Here is a 12,820-nt window from a genome sequence, read left to right as displayed (position 1 = left end):
GTTGACTTCACGCGAGAACGCTAGTCAAGGACCTTCGCGGTCACAATCCCTCTTCCTACCGTCCGGTTCACCCGCCCCCGCTGGTCGGGCGGGTGGGGTGCGCCGGGAAAAACGTCGATCACCGGACGTTCCCGGGCCCTCCGGGCGGCCCGGAGGGCCGGGGAGCCCGGAGTGCCGGGGTCCGGGCGGTCGGCGACTTGTCTTGATTCAACCTTCTCTTACATAAGCGGCGGCCAATATTTTGAGGCCGTGCACGCCTTCGAGGTCCTCGCCGACCCGGTGCGACGGCGCATCCTGGAGCTGCTGGCCTGGGACGAGCAGTCGGCCGGGGAGCTCGGCACGGCCATCCGCGGGGAGTTCGGCATCTCCCAGCCCGCCGTCTCCCACCACCTGCGGGTCCTGCGGGAGACCGGTTTCGCCACCGTGAACCCCGAGGGCACGCGCCGCCGTTACGCCGTGTCCCCCGACCGCCTGCGGGAGGTCGACGACTGGCTCGGCCACTTCCGCCGGTTCTGGGAGCAGCGCCTCGACGCGCTCGGTACCGAACTCGTCCGGGGCCGGCGCGAGCGCCTCGACGGGGACGGAGCCGTGGCGCCGCCGGATGGCGGCGGGCCGCGGACGGACGACGGGAAAGAGCTGTGAGCGGAATCCTCGACCAGATCAACGCCGCCCACCGGGAGATCAGCGACGGCCCGGTGGGAGCGGGCGAGGGGCGCTCGCTCGTGCTCCGCAGGAGCTACGACGCCCCGGTCGACGAGGTGTGGAGCGCCTGTACGGATCCGGCCAGGATCCGCCGCTGGCTCGCACCGGTCAGCGGGGACCTACGGGTCGGGGGCGTCTTCCAGGTGGCGGAGCACACCCGCGGCAGGGTGCTGCACTGCGACCGGCCGCGGCTGCTGCGCGCGACCTGGGAGTACGGCCAGGGGTCCGTCACCGAGGTCGCGGTGCGGCTCACGGAGGACCCGGCGGGCGGCACGCTGCTGGAGCTGCGGCACGCCTCCCGCGCCGAGGTCGCCGACGAGCTGCTGCGCACGCGCGGACCTGCCGGCGCGGTCGCGAACGGCGCGGGCTGGGACCTGACGCTGCTCGGGCTGGGCCACTTCCTGCAGGGCCGGGACGTCGACGCGGTGCGGCGCGAGGACGCGCCGCAGATCCGCGAGTACGCGCTGCGCAGCTGCCGTGCCTGGGGCGCCGTCAGCCAGGCCGTCTGGGGCATCCGCGCCGACGACCTCGCCGGCATCGTGGAGACGGCGTTCCGCCGTGTCGTACCGGAGGTGTGCAACTGAGTACTTTCCTCACTTGCACGCCACCCGCCGACCCTCGAACACGGGGTCCCGCGGGCGTAGCGTGGCGTGGAGATCCGGTCCGGGGGAATCGGCCCCGGCGCACGAGTCGGGGCGGGGGAGACGGTGTCGCGGAAGCGGAACGGCAAGCAGAAGCAGGTGTTTCGGATCACGCAGGCCCGCCAGGGCCTCGCCGAGGACGTACGCGGCAGGCAACGCCGTTACGTGATCTCGATGTCACTGCGCACGGTCTCCGTCGTCGTGGCGGCCGCCCTGTGGAACACGGAGCGGTACGTCGCCGTGGTGGCACTGGTGCTGAGCGTGGTCCTGCCGTACATCGCGGTGGTGGTGGCCAACGCCGGCCGGGAGACCCCGCCGGGCCTCGACCGGGTGACCGCGCCGGTTCCGCCCGTCCGCCCCGCACTGCTGCCGGGCGAGGCCGCCGCGAGCGCGCCGGGTCGGGAACGGACCGCGCCGTGACCGCCGTAGGACACCGTCACGGACACTGTCCTGCGGCCCCGCGTGACACGCAACACCCTTGTGGGTGTGCAGAGTTAGGCACTTTGCACACCCGCGCCGAGGATCTCCCGACTGCTAACCTGGATCACCCGTCACGCCCGCACCACGACCTCTTCCTTCCGCACGCCGGGCTCACCAGCGCACAGGGCTACGGGACGACATGGGTACGCCCCGCTGATCCCGTTCAGCGGGGCGTACCCATGTCGACGCTCCGCCGTCCCCACGTTCCACGAACCGAACCGCAGGGAGCGCACACGTCACCATGGCAACCTCCACAGCAGACATACTGATCGCCGGGGCCGGCATCGGGGGGCTCACGGCCGCCCTGGCGCTGCACGCCCGCGGCATCCGCGCGACCGTGCTGGAGGCCGCCGAGGAGATCCGGCCGCTCGGCGTCGGCATCAACATCCAGCCGGCCGCCATCGCCGAACTCACCGCACTCGGCCTCGGCGGCGAGCTGGCGGCCACCGGCATCGCCACCCGCGAACACCTCTACGTCGACCACCTGGGCGCGACCCTGTGGAACGAGCCGCGCGGCGTGGCCGCCGGCCATCCGTGCCCGCAGTACTCCATCCACCGCGGCGACCTGCAGATGATGCTGCTCGCCGCCGTCCGCGACCGGCTCGGCGCCGACGCCGTGCGCACCGGTGCCAGGCTCACCGGGTTCGAGCACGTCGACGGCGGTGTCCGCGCCCGCGTCGAGGGCCGGGGCGGTGCCGACGGACCCGTACTGGAGGCGCCGGTGCTCGTCGGCGCCGACGGGCTGCACTCCGCGGTGCGCGCCGGGCTCCACCCGGACGGACCGCCGCTGTCCACCGGCGGGGTGCAGATGTGGCGGGGACTGGCCGAGCTGGACGGTTTCCTCGACGGCCGCACCATGATCGTGGCCTCCGACGAGCAGGCCACCCGGCTGGTCGCCTACCCGGTCTCGGCCCGGCACGCGGAGCGGGGCAAGGCCCTGCTCAACTGGGTGTGCCTGGTCCAGGACCCGACGGGCGGGAACCCGGCCGGCGCCGGCTCCCCGACCCTGCCGGGCGGGATCGACGACGTCCTCCCCCACCTGGCGCACTGGGACTTCCCGTGGCTCGACCTGCGCGAGGTGCTCGCCCGCAGCGAGCACATCCTGCGCTACCCGATGGTCGACCGCGAACCGCTGCCGCGGTGGGGCGAGGGCCGGGTGACGCTGCTCGGCGACGCCGCCCACCCGATGTACCCCATCGGTGCCAACGGCGCCTCGCAGGCCGTCCTCGACGCCGCGGCGCTCGCCGCCGAACTCGCCGCGCACGGTGACCCGGTCACCGCGCTGGACCGCTACGAGGCGGCGCGGCGCCCCGCCACCACGGCGATCGTGCAGGCCAACCGGGACATGGACCGGGCCGAACGGGCCATGGTGAGGCGTCCCGACCGGGACAAGACCGAGACCCTCGTGGCGGTGACCACCCGCTACCGGGCGACGGTGGAACGGCGGAACGCCTCGGGCTGACCCGTGTACTTCGGCCCTGCCGGCCCCGCGGTGCCCGCCGCGGGCCGGTGTCGACAACCTTCTGGGAGCGCGGATGAGTACCACCACGGAACAACCCCGCCGGGGGAAGGCACCCGCAGGTGAGCGGGTCGCCGACTGGGCGGACGGACGGCTGGGGATCTACTCCCTGGCCAAGACCAACATGCGGAAGATCTTCCCGGACCACTGGTCCTTCATGTTGGGCGAGGTCTGCCTCTACAGCTTCATCATCATCATCCTCACGGGCGTGTACCTGACGCTCTTCTTCCACCCGAGCATGAACGAGATCGTGTACCACGGCTCGTACGTGCCGATGCAGGGCGTGCGGATGACCGAGGCGTACGCCTCGACCCTGGACATCAGCTTCGACGTCCGCGGCGGTCTGCTGATCCGGCAGATCCACCACTGGGCGGCGCTGATCTTCCTCGCCGGCATGTTCGTGCACATGATGCGCGTCTTCTTCACCGGCGCGTTCCGCAAGCCGCGCGAGGTCAACTGGCTGTTCGGCTTCCTGCTGTTCGTCCTCGGCATGTTCACCGGCTTCACCGGTTACTCGCTCCCCGACGACCTGCTCTCCGGCACCGGCGTGCGGTTCGTCGAGGGCGCGATCCTCGCCGTGCCGGTGGTCGGGACGTACCTCCAGATGTTCGTCTTCGGCGGGGAGTTCCCGGGGACCGACATCATCCCCCGCTTCTACGCGATCCACATCCTGCTGCTGCCGGGCATCATGCTGGCCCTCGTGGTGGCCCACCTGATCCTCGTCTTCCATCACAAGCACACGCAGTACGCGGGGGCGGGGCGCACCAACAAGAACGTCGTCGGCATGCCGTTCATGCCGGTGTACATGGCGAAGGCCGGCGGCTTCTTCTTCCTGGTCTTCGGCGTCATCGCGGTCATCGCCGGCGCGTTCACCATCAACCCCGTGTGGGCGGTGGGCCCCTACCGGCCGGACCACGTGTCGACCGGCGCGCAGCCCGACTGGTACATGGGCTTCACCGAGGGAGCCGTCCGGGCGATGCCCGCCTGGGAGTGGGTGCTGCCGACCGGGCACACCCTCAACTTCGGCGTGCTCATCCCGATGCTGCTGCTCGTGATCGTGCCGGGCGTCCTCGCGGTGTACCCGTTCTTCGAGTCGTGGCTGACCGGTGACAAGCGCGAGCACCACCTCCTGGACCGGCCCCGCAACGTCCCCACGCGGACGGCGTTCGGCGCGGCGTGGATCAGCTGGTACTTCGTGCTGATGATCGGCGGCGGCAACGACATCATCGCCACCTACTTCCACCTCTCCATCAACGCGATCACCTGGTTCGTACGGATCGGGTTCTTCGTGGTGCCACCCCTGGTGTTCATCGTCACGAAGCGGATCTGCCTGGGCCTCCAGCGCCGTGACCGCGACAAGGTGCTGCACGGCCGTGAGACGGGCATCATCAAGCGGCTGCCGCACGGCGAGTTCGTCGAGGTCCACGAGGCGCTCAGCCAGGCCCAGCTGCACCGGCTCACCGCACACGAGCAGTACACGGTCGCGGCGCTCGGCCCGGTGGTCGACGAGAACGGCGTGGAGCGCAAGCCCACCCGCAAGGAGAAGCTGCGGGCCAGGCTCTCCAAGGGCTACTTCGGCGAGGGCAACCAGATCCCGAAGGTGACCGCGGAGGAGTACCGGGAACTCACCAGCGGCCACGGCCACTAGCACCACCCCTCCCGCCGGTCCGGAGGCGTCCTCGCCGACCGGACCGGCGGGACGCCGCGGCCGGCGCGGCCACCACCGGCGCCACCGGCCCGCGCGGTCGCCTCGCCCCCAAGGCCGCCTCGCCCGCACGGCCGCCGGCCCGCACGGCCCGCGCCGCCGGCGCCCCGACGCGGGGCGCCGGACCACTTCCGCGAGCGGAGCCCGACGCTTCCCACGCACCCAGGAGGGCCAGCACATGAGCCTCGACCCCACTTCGCGCGGCCCCGACACCGGTGACGGCCACGCCGTGGTCATCGGGTCCGGATTCGCCGGACTGACCGCGGCACGGGCGCTCGTGGACCACATGGACCGCGTCACGGTCATCGAACGCGACCGACTGCCGCGCGGCCCGCGGTGGCGCCCCGGCGTGTCCCAGTCCCGCCACACCCACACCCTGACCGACACCGGGCTGCGCGCCCTGGAACAACTCTTCCCCGGCGTCACCGGGGAACTCGTCGCCGCGGGCATGAGCCTCGTCCGCGTGCCGAGGGACGTCCTGCTGTACGGGCCGGGCGGCTGGCTGCCCCGCTTCGACAGCGGCCTGTCCGTCCTCACCGGCTCCCGCGACGTCCTCGACACGGTGGTCCGCAACCGGCTGCACGCCGACCGGAAGGTCCGCTTCCTCCAGCAGCACGAGGTGGTCGGCCTGGAGGGCGGCCGCAACGACACCGTCACCGGTGTGGTCCTGCGCCGGGCCGGCGACGACACCGGCCCCACCGGCGTGCGGCGGCTGCTGCGCGCCGAGTTCGTCGTGGACGCCTCCGGATACGCCTCGGCCACACCGCAGTGGCTGCGCGAACTCGGGTACGAACCGCCCCGGGAGTCCGTCGTCGACGCGGGCGCGAGCTACGCCACGGCGGTGTACGCCCCACCCGTCGGCCATGTCGACGACTGGAAGGGCCTGCTGCTGACCGCCACGCCGGACAACCCGCGGCACGGGGCGCTCACCCCGCTGGCCGGCGGGAAGTGGATGGTCTCGTACGCCGAGAACGGGGCGGCCCACGCCCCGTCCGGGCACGCCGACTTCCTGCTCGCCCTGGGGCGGCTGCGCCACCCGCTGCTGCGGGAGGTCGTGGAGAGCGCCACGCCCCTCGGGCCGGTCTACCGGTCCAACCGCACCGAGAACCGGTGGCGGCGTTACGAGTGGACACGTCGCCTGCCCGACCAGTTCGCCGTCATGGGCGACGCGCTGGCCGTGTTCCACCCCGTCCACGGGCAGGGGCTGACCGTCGCCGCGCAGTGCGCCGTCCTCCTCGACGCCATGCTGCGCAGCCACGGCAGCACGGTCGGCGTCGCCTACCGGCTCCGTCACGCGCTGGCCCGGCAGGTGGCCGGGGCCTGGCGGGCCGCGACCGCCACGGACCTCGCCTTCCCCTGCGCGGTCGCCGACGTCGACCCCCCGGGCCCGGCCGCGCGGCTCGCCCGGCGCTACCTCGACCGGGTGGCCCTGGCCGCCTCCGTCGACCGGGCCGCCGCCACCGCCACGCTCGAAGTGGCCCACCTGCGCGCCGGCCCGGCGGTGTTCCTGCGCCCCCGGGTCGTCGCGGCGGCGGTGCGCGGCGGGCGCCCCGCGGCGTTCGACGCGCCCAGCACCACACACGGACGGGGGGTGCGGCGGCGGCGCCCCCCGCTGACCACCGCGCCCTCGGTGGGCGCGTCCACCGCCGCCCCCCCGAGGAGCCGCGTCCCCGGCTCCTCCCCCACGCACCTGTCCGGCCGCTGAGTACGGCGCCGAGGAAAGGGCCCCCGATGATCACCAACCCGCGCCTGGCCGTGCTCTACGTCACCGACGTGGAGCGGACCCGGGACTTCCTCACGCGGACGCTCGGCTTCGAGCTCGCCGCCGACGTCCCGTACGGGGACGGCCGGCGCTGGGTCGAGGTCCGGCCGCCGCACGCGCACACCTGCGTGGCGCTCGCCGCCGTCGAACCGGCCCTGCTGGAGGTGCTGCACGCACGGGCGGGCCGGATGACGCACGGCTGGTTCGACTGCGACGACCTCGACGCGACCTGTGCCGACCTGCGCGCCCGGGGCGTGGAGTTCGTCGTGGAGCCGCAGGAGGCGCCCTGGCGGGCGGGCAGCCGGTGGGCGCAGATCGCCGGCAGTGACGGACACCTGTACGGGCTGACGGAACGGGGCCGCTGAGCCATGACCGTCGCCGTCGCCCTGCTCGCGCTCGGCGTGCTGATCGCCGCCGCCGGGCCCCGCGCCCTCGCCCGCGCCAGGTGGCTGGACCGCGAACCCGTCGTCGCGCTGTGGGTGTGGCAGTGCGTGGTGGCGGCGGTGCTGCTGTGCTGCGCCCTGTCGATGACGCTGAGCGCGGCGGCCGCCTGGCACACGGTCCGCGTCCCCCTCTTCTCCCCCGCCCCCGGCGCCGTCCCGGCGGCGTACGGCCTCGGCACCGGTGACGCGTGGGCGGCGGCGACGGCCTCGCTGCTCGCCGTCGGCGGCGCCTGGACGGCCGCCATGCTCGCCCGCGAGGTCCTCGGGGCCCGCGCCCGCCGCCGGCACCTGCGGGCCGGGCTGCGGCACCGCGCGCCCCTGCTGCCCGGGGAGGCCGCGGCGGGCGGTCCGCGCCTCACCGTGCTGGAGGACCCGCGCCCGCACGCGGCGTGGCTCCCGGGCGGCCGGCCCCGGCTGGTCGTCACCACCGGAGCGCTGCGGCGGCTGGACGGCAGCCGGCTGGACGCCGTCCTCGCCCACGAGCGGGGCCACGCCCGCGCCCGCCACGACTGGTTGCTGCACTGCTCGGGGGCGCTCGCCAACGGCTTCCCGGGCGTACGGGTCTTCACCACCTTCCGCGACGAGGTGCACCGGCTGGTGGAACTGGCCGCCGACGACAGCGCGTCGCGCCGCCACGGCCGGCTGGCCATCGCCCTGGCCCTGGTCGAACTGAACGAGCACCGCGGCGTGTTCGGGCCCTGCCCCACCCCGCTGTCGCCGGCGCGGCAGCGCGTCGACCGGCTGCTGACGGCGGCACCGAGGCTCACCCCCTGGCAGCGGCTGCGGCTCACGGTCACCGCCGCGCTCGTCCCCGCGGCGCCCCTGCTGGTCACGTTCCTGCCGGGGCTCGGCGCGCTGCACGGCTAGCGGTCCTCACCGCCGGGCCGGGACCCGGCCCGGCCCCGTCCGGGGGCCCGGGCGGGTCAACGGTCCTCCGCCGCCCACAGGGACCGCACGTGGCCGAGGTGCCGGGCCATGCACTCCTCCGCCCCCGGGGCGTCCCCGGCGAGCATCAGGTCGAGGAGCTCCAGGTGCTCGCGGGCGGAGGCGACGAGCATGCCGCGCTCGTCCAGCGCGGTCAGGCCGTACAGCCGCGACCGCTTGCGCAGGTCGCCGACGGTCTCCACCAGCCGGTCGTTGCCGTGCAGGGCCAGCAGGGAGAGGTGGAAGCGGCGGTCGGCGTCCAGGTAGCCGATGAGGTCGTGGGCGCGGGCCGACGCCACGATCTCCTCGGCGACCGGCCGCAGGGCCTCCAGGTGCTCGGGGGCGGCGGAGCGGGTGACGGCGCCGACCGTCGGCACCTCGATCAGCGCGCGCAGCTCGGTGTACTGGTCGAGGTCGTGCTCGCTGACCTCGGTGACGCGGAAGCCCTTGTTGCGGACGGGCTCGACCAGGCCCTCGCGGGCCAGGTCGAGCATCGCCTCGCGGACGGGGGTGGCGGAGATGCCGAAGTCCGCCGCGAGGGCCGGGGCCGAGTAGACCAGCCCCGGCTGGAGCTCACCGGAGATGAGGGCGGCGCGCAGGGCGTGGGCCACCTGGTCGCGCAGGCGCTCCTGCGCGGTGATGAGGTGGGGTTGCTTCAGATGGCCACCCATGGGTCTACCTCCGGGGCTGCTGTGGTGCGTGGGTTCGTTTCGCGGGCACCTCAGAGTAGGAAACCCGCCGGGAAGGGATCGTCGGGGTCCAGGAAGTACTGGGCCGTGCCGGTGATCCACGCCCGTCCCGTGACGGTGGGGACGACGGCGGGCAGACCGCCGACGGTGGTCTCGCCGACGAGCCGCCCGGTGAACCGGGTGCCGATGAACGACTCGTTGACGAAGTCCCGGCCGAGCGGCAGCGCGCCGCGCGCGTGGAGCTGCGCCATGCGCGCGGACGTGCCGGTGCCGCAGGGCGAGCGGTCGAACCAGCCCGGGTGGATCGCCATGGCGTGCCGCGAGTGCGCCGCGTCGGAGCCGGGGGCGGCCAGGTACACGTGCTTGAGGCCGCCGATGGCGGGGTCCTCCGGGTGGACCGGGCGGTCGGTGGCGTTCACGGCGCGCATGACGGCGAGGCCGGCCGCGAGGAGGTCGTCGCGGCGGGCCCGGTCGAAGGGCAGGCCGAGCCGGTCGAGGTCGACGAAGGCGTAGAAGTTCCCGCCGTACGCGAGGTCGTAGCGGACCGTGCCGTGGCCGGGGACCTCCACCTCGCGGTCGAGGGCGACGGCGAACGCGGGGACGTTGGTGAGGGTGACGGCCTTCGCGGCGCCGTCCTCCACGTGGACGTCCACCGTGACGAGCCCGGCGGGGGTGTCCAGCCGGACGGTGGTGACGGGTTCGGTGACGGCGACCATGCCCGTCTCGACGAGCACGGTCGCGACACCGATCGTGCCGTGGCCGCACATGGGCAGGGCGCCGGACACCTCGATGTACAGCACCCCGTAGTCGGCGTCGGGGCGGGTGGGCGGCTGCAGGAGGGCGCCGCTCATCGCGGCGTGGCCGCGCGGCTCGTACATCAGCAGGGTGCGGAGGTGGTCGAGCTCCTCCACGAGGTGGCGGCGGCGCTCGGCCATGGTGGCGCCGGGGAGGACCCCGACACCGCCGGTGACCACCCGGGTGGGCATGCCCTCGGTGTGCGAGTCGACGGCGTGGAAGACGTGTCGGGTACGCATCGGCGGGACCTCCGGCGGTCAGTCGAGGCCCTCGGCGAGGGCCTTCTCGGTGGCGGCGCGGACGGCGGCGGCCTGCGCCTCGGTGAGCGGGGAGCGCGGCGAGCGGGTGGGGCCGCCGGGGCGGCCGGCGATGTCCATCGACAACTTGATGGCCTGGACGAACTCGGTCCTGGAGTCCCAGCGCAGCAGCGGGTGCAGGGAGCGGTAGAGCGGCAGGGCGAGGTCCAGGTCGTGGGCGAGGGCCGCCCGGTAGAGGGCGGCGCAGGCGCCGGGCAGGGCGTTGGGGTAGCCGGCGATCCAGCCGACGGCGCCGGCGAGGGCGAGCTCCACGAGGACGTCGTCGGCGCCGACGAGGAGGTCGAGCTCGGGGGCGAGCTCGGCGAGCTCGTAGGCGCGGCGGACGTCGCCGCTGAACTCCTTCACGGCGACGACGTGCCCGTCGGCGTGCATCCGGGCGAGCAGCCCGGGACCGAGGTCGACCTTGGTGTCGTGGGGGTTGTTGTACGCGACGACGGGGACGCCGGCGCGGGCGACCTCGGCGTAGTGGGCGCGGACGGTCGCGTCGTCGGCGCGGTAGGCGTTGGGGGGCAGGAGGAGGACGGAGCCGCACCCCTCCTCGGCGGCCTGCTCGGCCCAGCGGCGGGCCTCGGCGGCGCCGTAGGCCGACACGCCGGGCATGACGCGCGCGCCGTCGCCGGCCGCCTCGACGGCGACGCGGACGACGCGGGCGCGCTCGTCGTCGGTGAGGGTCTGGTACTCGCCGAGCGAGCCGTTGGGGACGACGCCGTCGCAGCCGTCGGCGATCAGGCGGGCGACGTGCGCGGCGTAGGCGTCGTAGTCGACGGAGAGGTCGTCGCGCAGGGGCAGCGCGGTGGCGACCATGATGCCGTGCCAGGGCTTGGTGCGGGTCATGGGGAGGCTCCTCGTCAGGTGGTGGGGTGCTCGTCCCGCCCGGCCGTCCCCGGCGGGGGCGCGGCGGACGGGTCGTTCGGGGCGTGCGGGTCGTGCGGGTCGGGTAGGGCGGAGAGGTCGTCCGGGACGGCCGGGGCGGAGAGGTCGTCCGGGACGGCCGGGGCGGAGAGGTCGTCCGGGACGGCCGGGGCGGACGGGTCGTGCGGGTCGGGCAGGGCGGCCAGGTGGCCGAGGGGTACGGGGCAGGACAGCGGGCGCCGGTCGGGTGCCGGCGGCTCGCCCGCGAGGTGGGCGACGGCCTGGCCGCAGACGCGGCCCTGGCACCAGCCCATGCCGGCGCGGGTGAGCAGCTTGACGGTGCGGACGTCGCGGGCGCCGAGCTCGGTGACGGCCTCGCGGACCTGCGCGACGGTCACCTCCTCGCAGCGGCAGACCTCCGTGGCGCCGTCCAGCCGGTCGGCCCAGCCGGCGCCGGGGCGGTGCGCGGCGGCCATCACGTCGGCGAAGGCGCGCAGGCGGGCCCGGCGCCGGGCGAGGACGGCGGTGCGGCGCGGGTCGCGCGGGGTACCGCGCAGGGCGTGGGCCAGGGCCGCGGCGGCGATCTCGCCCTCGGTGAGGGCGAGATCGGCGCCGCCGACGCCGCCGGTCTCCCCCGCGGCGAAGACACCGGGCACGGACGTGGCCTGGTCGGCGTCGAGGTCGAGCGCGGGCGTGCCGTCGGCGGTGCGACGGGTGGCGCAGCCGAGGCCGGTGGCGAGTTCCAGTTGGGGGACGAGGCCGTGGCCGACGGCGAGCGCGTCGCACGGGACGCGGCGGGAGGTGCCGGGGACGGGCCGCCACGCCCGGTCGAGGCGCGTGACGGTGACGGCCTCGACGCGGTCGGTGCCGTGGGCCGCGGTGACGGCGTGCCGGGTGAGCAGGCGGGTCGCGCCGCGCAGGAGGGCCCCGCCGTGACGGGCGCCCTCGGCGAGCTTGCCGGGGTTGCGCAGCAGGGTGGGCAGGTCGCGGGCGTACGCGGTGTAGTCGGCGGCCTCGACGACGGCCGGCACGCGGGCGCCGGCGGCGGCGAGCGACCCGGCGACGGCGAGCAGCAGGGGCCCGCTGCCGGCGACGACGACCCTTCCCCGAGCTCTCGGCTCCGCTCCGGCGGGGGACGCCCCTGTGCCGGGCAGGACGAGGCCTGACTTGAGCATGGCCTGGGCGCCGCCCGCGCCCACGACGCCGGGCAGGGTCCAGCCGGGGAAGGGGAGTTGACGCTCGTACGCGCCGGTGGCGAGGAGGACCGCGCGGGCGGTCACCGTGGCCGGCGCGCCCTCGGGTCCGGCGACGGCGTGCAGCCGCCAGGCGGTGTCGGTGTCACGTACGACCGTCCACACGTGGTGGGCGGCGAGCCAGGTGATCCGGCCGGTCCTCCGGTGGGCGTCCAGGCGGCGGGCCCGGGTGGCGAAGCGGCGCCAGCCGTGGTGGAGGGCCTGCGGGCGGGCGGCGCCGAGGCCGGGCGCGGGGTGGCGGTAGTACTGGCCGCCCGGCCGCTCGCCCGCGTCGAGCAGGGTGACGCGCAGGCCGAGGTCGGCGGCGGTGACGGCGGCGGCGAGCCCGGCGGGCCCGGCCCCGACGACGGCGACGTCAGCGGGGGGTGTCACGGCCGGTCCCCTTCTGGGTGGTGACGGTGTCCCCGGGGCGTACCGGCACGAGGCAGGCGCGCTGGTTGGGGCGGCCGTTGACGGTGGCGAGGCAGTCGTGGCAGGTGCCGATCCCGCAGAAGGCGCCGCGCGGGGCGCCGGCGCCGCGGGTGGTGCGCCACGACAGGATCCCGGCCGCCCAGAGGGCGGCGGCGAGGCTCTGCCCGGGGAGCGCGGTCAGGGGACGGCCGTCGAAGGTGAAGGGGTACGGCTCCGTGGGCTCGGCGCGGACGAGGCCGAGCGGGTCGCGCGGGGCGCGGGCCATGGGGCGGCTCCTGGGGAGGTGCGCGGGGGCGGTTCGCTGTGGGTGACCGGAGGATCGGGGCG

General features: G+C 75.1%; 13 protein-coding genes. 8 read left to right on the top strand and 5 right to left on the bottom strand.

Annotated elements, in window-relative coordinates; translation table 11 throughout:
- The first annotated feature begins 249 nt into the window (after positions 1-249).
- The 8 genes from NRO40_RS23320 to NRO40_RS23285 all read left to right on the top strand — a co-directional run bounded on the left by NRO40_RS23320 (position 250) and on the right by NRO40_RS23285 (position 8,119).
- Positions 250-642, top strand: a complete 393-nt coding sequence (locus tag NRO40_RS23320) for an ArsR/SmtB family transcription factor (protein ID WP_058941422.1) — start codon at positions 250-252, stop codon at positions 640-642.
- Positions 639-1,286 (top strand): SRPBCC family protein, encoded by a 648-nt coding sequence (locus NRO40_RS23315; protein ID WP_058941423.1) that lies wholly within the window; start codon positions 639-641, stop codon positions 1,284-1,286. The genes NRO40_RS23320 and NRO40_RS23315 overlap by 4 nt, the downstream gene beginning before the upstream one ends.
- A 123-nt stretch (positions 1,287-1,409) precedes the next feature.
- Positions 1,410-1,763 carry a DUF3099 domain-containing protein gene (locus NRO40_RS23310; protein WP_058941424.1) on the top strand — a complete coding sequence of 118 codons (354 nt, stop codon included), beginning with the start codon at positions 1,410-1,412 and terminating at the stop codon, positions 1,761-1,763.
- 301 nt (positions 1,764-2,064) lie between these two features.
- A complete protein-coding gene (locus NRO40_RS23305; RefSeq protein WP_058941425.1) occupies positions 2,065-3,285 on the top strand; it encodes an FAD-dependent monooxygenase in 1,221 nt (406 codons plus the stop codon).
- A gap of 73 nt (positions 3,286-3,358) precedes the next feature.
- Positions 3,359-4,990: a cytochrome bc1 complex cytochrome b subunit gene (gene qcrB, locus NRO40_RS23300; protein WP_058941426.1), complete on the top strand. Its 1,632-nt coding sequence runs from the start codon at positions 3,359-3,361 to the stop codon at positions 4,988-4,990.
- 235 nt (positions 4,991-5,225) lie between these two features.
- Positions 5,226-6,752, top strand: a complete 1,527-nt coding sequence (locus tag NRO40_RS23295; RefSeq protein ID WP_058941427.1) for an FAD-dependent oxidoreductase — start codon at positions 5,226-5,228, stop codon at positions 6,750-6,752.
- Between the two features lie 26 nt (positions 6,753-6,778).
- Positions 6,779-7,174, top strand: coding sequence for a VOC family protein (locus NRO40_RS23290; RefSeq protein ID WP_058941428.1), 396 nt, complete (start codon positions 6,779-6,781; stop codon positions 7,172-7,174).
- 3 nt (positions 7,175-7,177) lie between these two features.
- Positions 7,178-8,119 (top strand): M56 family metallopeptidase, encoded by a 942-nt coding sequence (locus NRO40_RS23285; protein ID WP_058941429.1) that lies wholly within the window; start codon positions 7,178-7,180, stop codon positions 8,117-8,119.
- Positions 8,120-8,175: 56 nt separating this feature from the next.
- Here the strand turns inward: NRO40_RS23285 and NRO40_RS23280 are convergent, their stop codons facing one another.
- Genes NRO40_RS23280 through NRO40_RS23260 form a run of 5 tightly spaced genes read right to left on the bottom strand, consistent with a single transcriptional unit; the run spans position 8,176 to position 12,758 of the window.
- Positions 8,176-8,847: a GntR family transcriptional regulator gene (locus NRO40_RS23280; protein ID WP_058941430.1), complete on the bottom strand. Its 672-nt coding sequence runs from the start codon at positions 8,845-8,847 to the stop codon at positions 8,176-8,178.
- Between the two features lie 50 nt (positions 8,848-8,897).
- A complete protein-coding gene (locus NRO40_RS23275; protein ID WP_058941431.1) occupies positions 8,898-9,899 on the bottom strand; it encodes a proline racemase family protein in 1,002 nt (333 codons plus the stop codon).
- Between the two features lie 18 nt (positions 9,900-9,917).
- Complete coding sequence (locus NRO40_RS23270; protein ID WP_058941432.1) at positions 9,918-10,811, bottom strand: dihydrodipicolinate synthase family protein; 894 nt, start codon at positions 10,809-10,811, stop codon at positions 9,918-9,920.
- Positions 10,812-10,825: 14 nt separating this feature from the next.
- On the bottom strand, positions 10,826-12,454 hold the full coding sequence (locus tag NRO40_RS23265; protein ID WP_079046935.1) for an NAD(P)/FAD-dependent oxidoreductase: 1,629 nt from the start codon (positions 12,452-12,454) through the stop codon (positions 10,826-10,828).
- A complete protein-coding gene (locus tag NRO40_RS23260; protein WP_058941433.1) occupies positions 12,438-12,758 on the bottom strand; it encodes a (2Fe-2S)-binding protein in 321 nt (106 codons plus the stop codon). Before NRO40_RS23260 ends, NRO40_RS23265 begins: the two co-directional genes overlap by 17 nt.
- Positions 12,759-12,820: the final 62 nt, after the last annotated feature.

This window comes from Streptomyces changanensis, from assembly GCF_024600715.1.
GTDB lineage: Bacteria > Actinomycetota > Actinomycetes > Streptomycetales > Streptomycetaceae > Streptomyces > Streptomyces changanensis.
The sequence above is the reverse complement of the archived record's forward strand: the minus strand, read 5'-3'. Positions and strand labels throughout refer to the sequence as shown.

Coding starts and splice junctions, on each gene's coding strand:
- NRO40_RS23270 (WP_058941432.1), bottom strand. CDS start 10,811: ATGACCCGCACCAAGCCCTGGCACGGCATCATGGTCGCCACCGCGCTG.
- qcrB (WP_058941426.1), top strand. CDS start 3,359: ATGAGTACCACCACGGAACAACCCCGCCGGGGGAAGGCACCCGCAGGT.
- NRO40_RS23275 (WP_058941431.1), bottom strand. CDS start 9,899: ATGCGTACCCGACACGTCTTCCACGCCGTCGACTCGCACACCGAGGGC.
- NRO40_RS23280 (WP_058941430.1), bottom strand. CDS start 8,847: ATGGGTGGCCATCTGAAGCAACCCCACCTCATCACCGCGCAGGAGCGC.
- NRO40_RS23290 (WP_058941428.1), top strand. CDS start 6,779: ATGATCACCAACCCGCGCCTGGCCGTGCTCTACGTCACCGACGTGGAG.
- NRO40_RS23305 (WP_058941425.1), top strand. CDS start 2,065: ATGGCAACCTCCACAGCAGACATACTGATCGCCGGGGCCGGCATCGGG.
- NRO40_RS23285 (WP_058941429.1), top strand. CDS start 7,178: ATGACCGTCGCCGTCGCCCTGCTCGCGCTCGGCGTGCTGATCGCCGCC.
- NRO40_RS23295 (WP_058941427.1), top strand. CDS start 5,226: ATGAGCCTCGACCCCACTTCGCGCGGCCCCGACACCGGTGACGGCCAC.
- NRO40_RS23260 (WP_058941433.1), bottom strand. CDS start 12,758: ATGGCCCGCGCCCCGCGCGACCCGCTCGGCCTCGTCCGCGCCGAGCCC.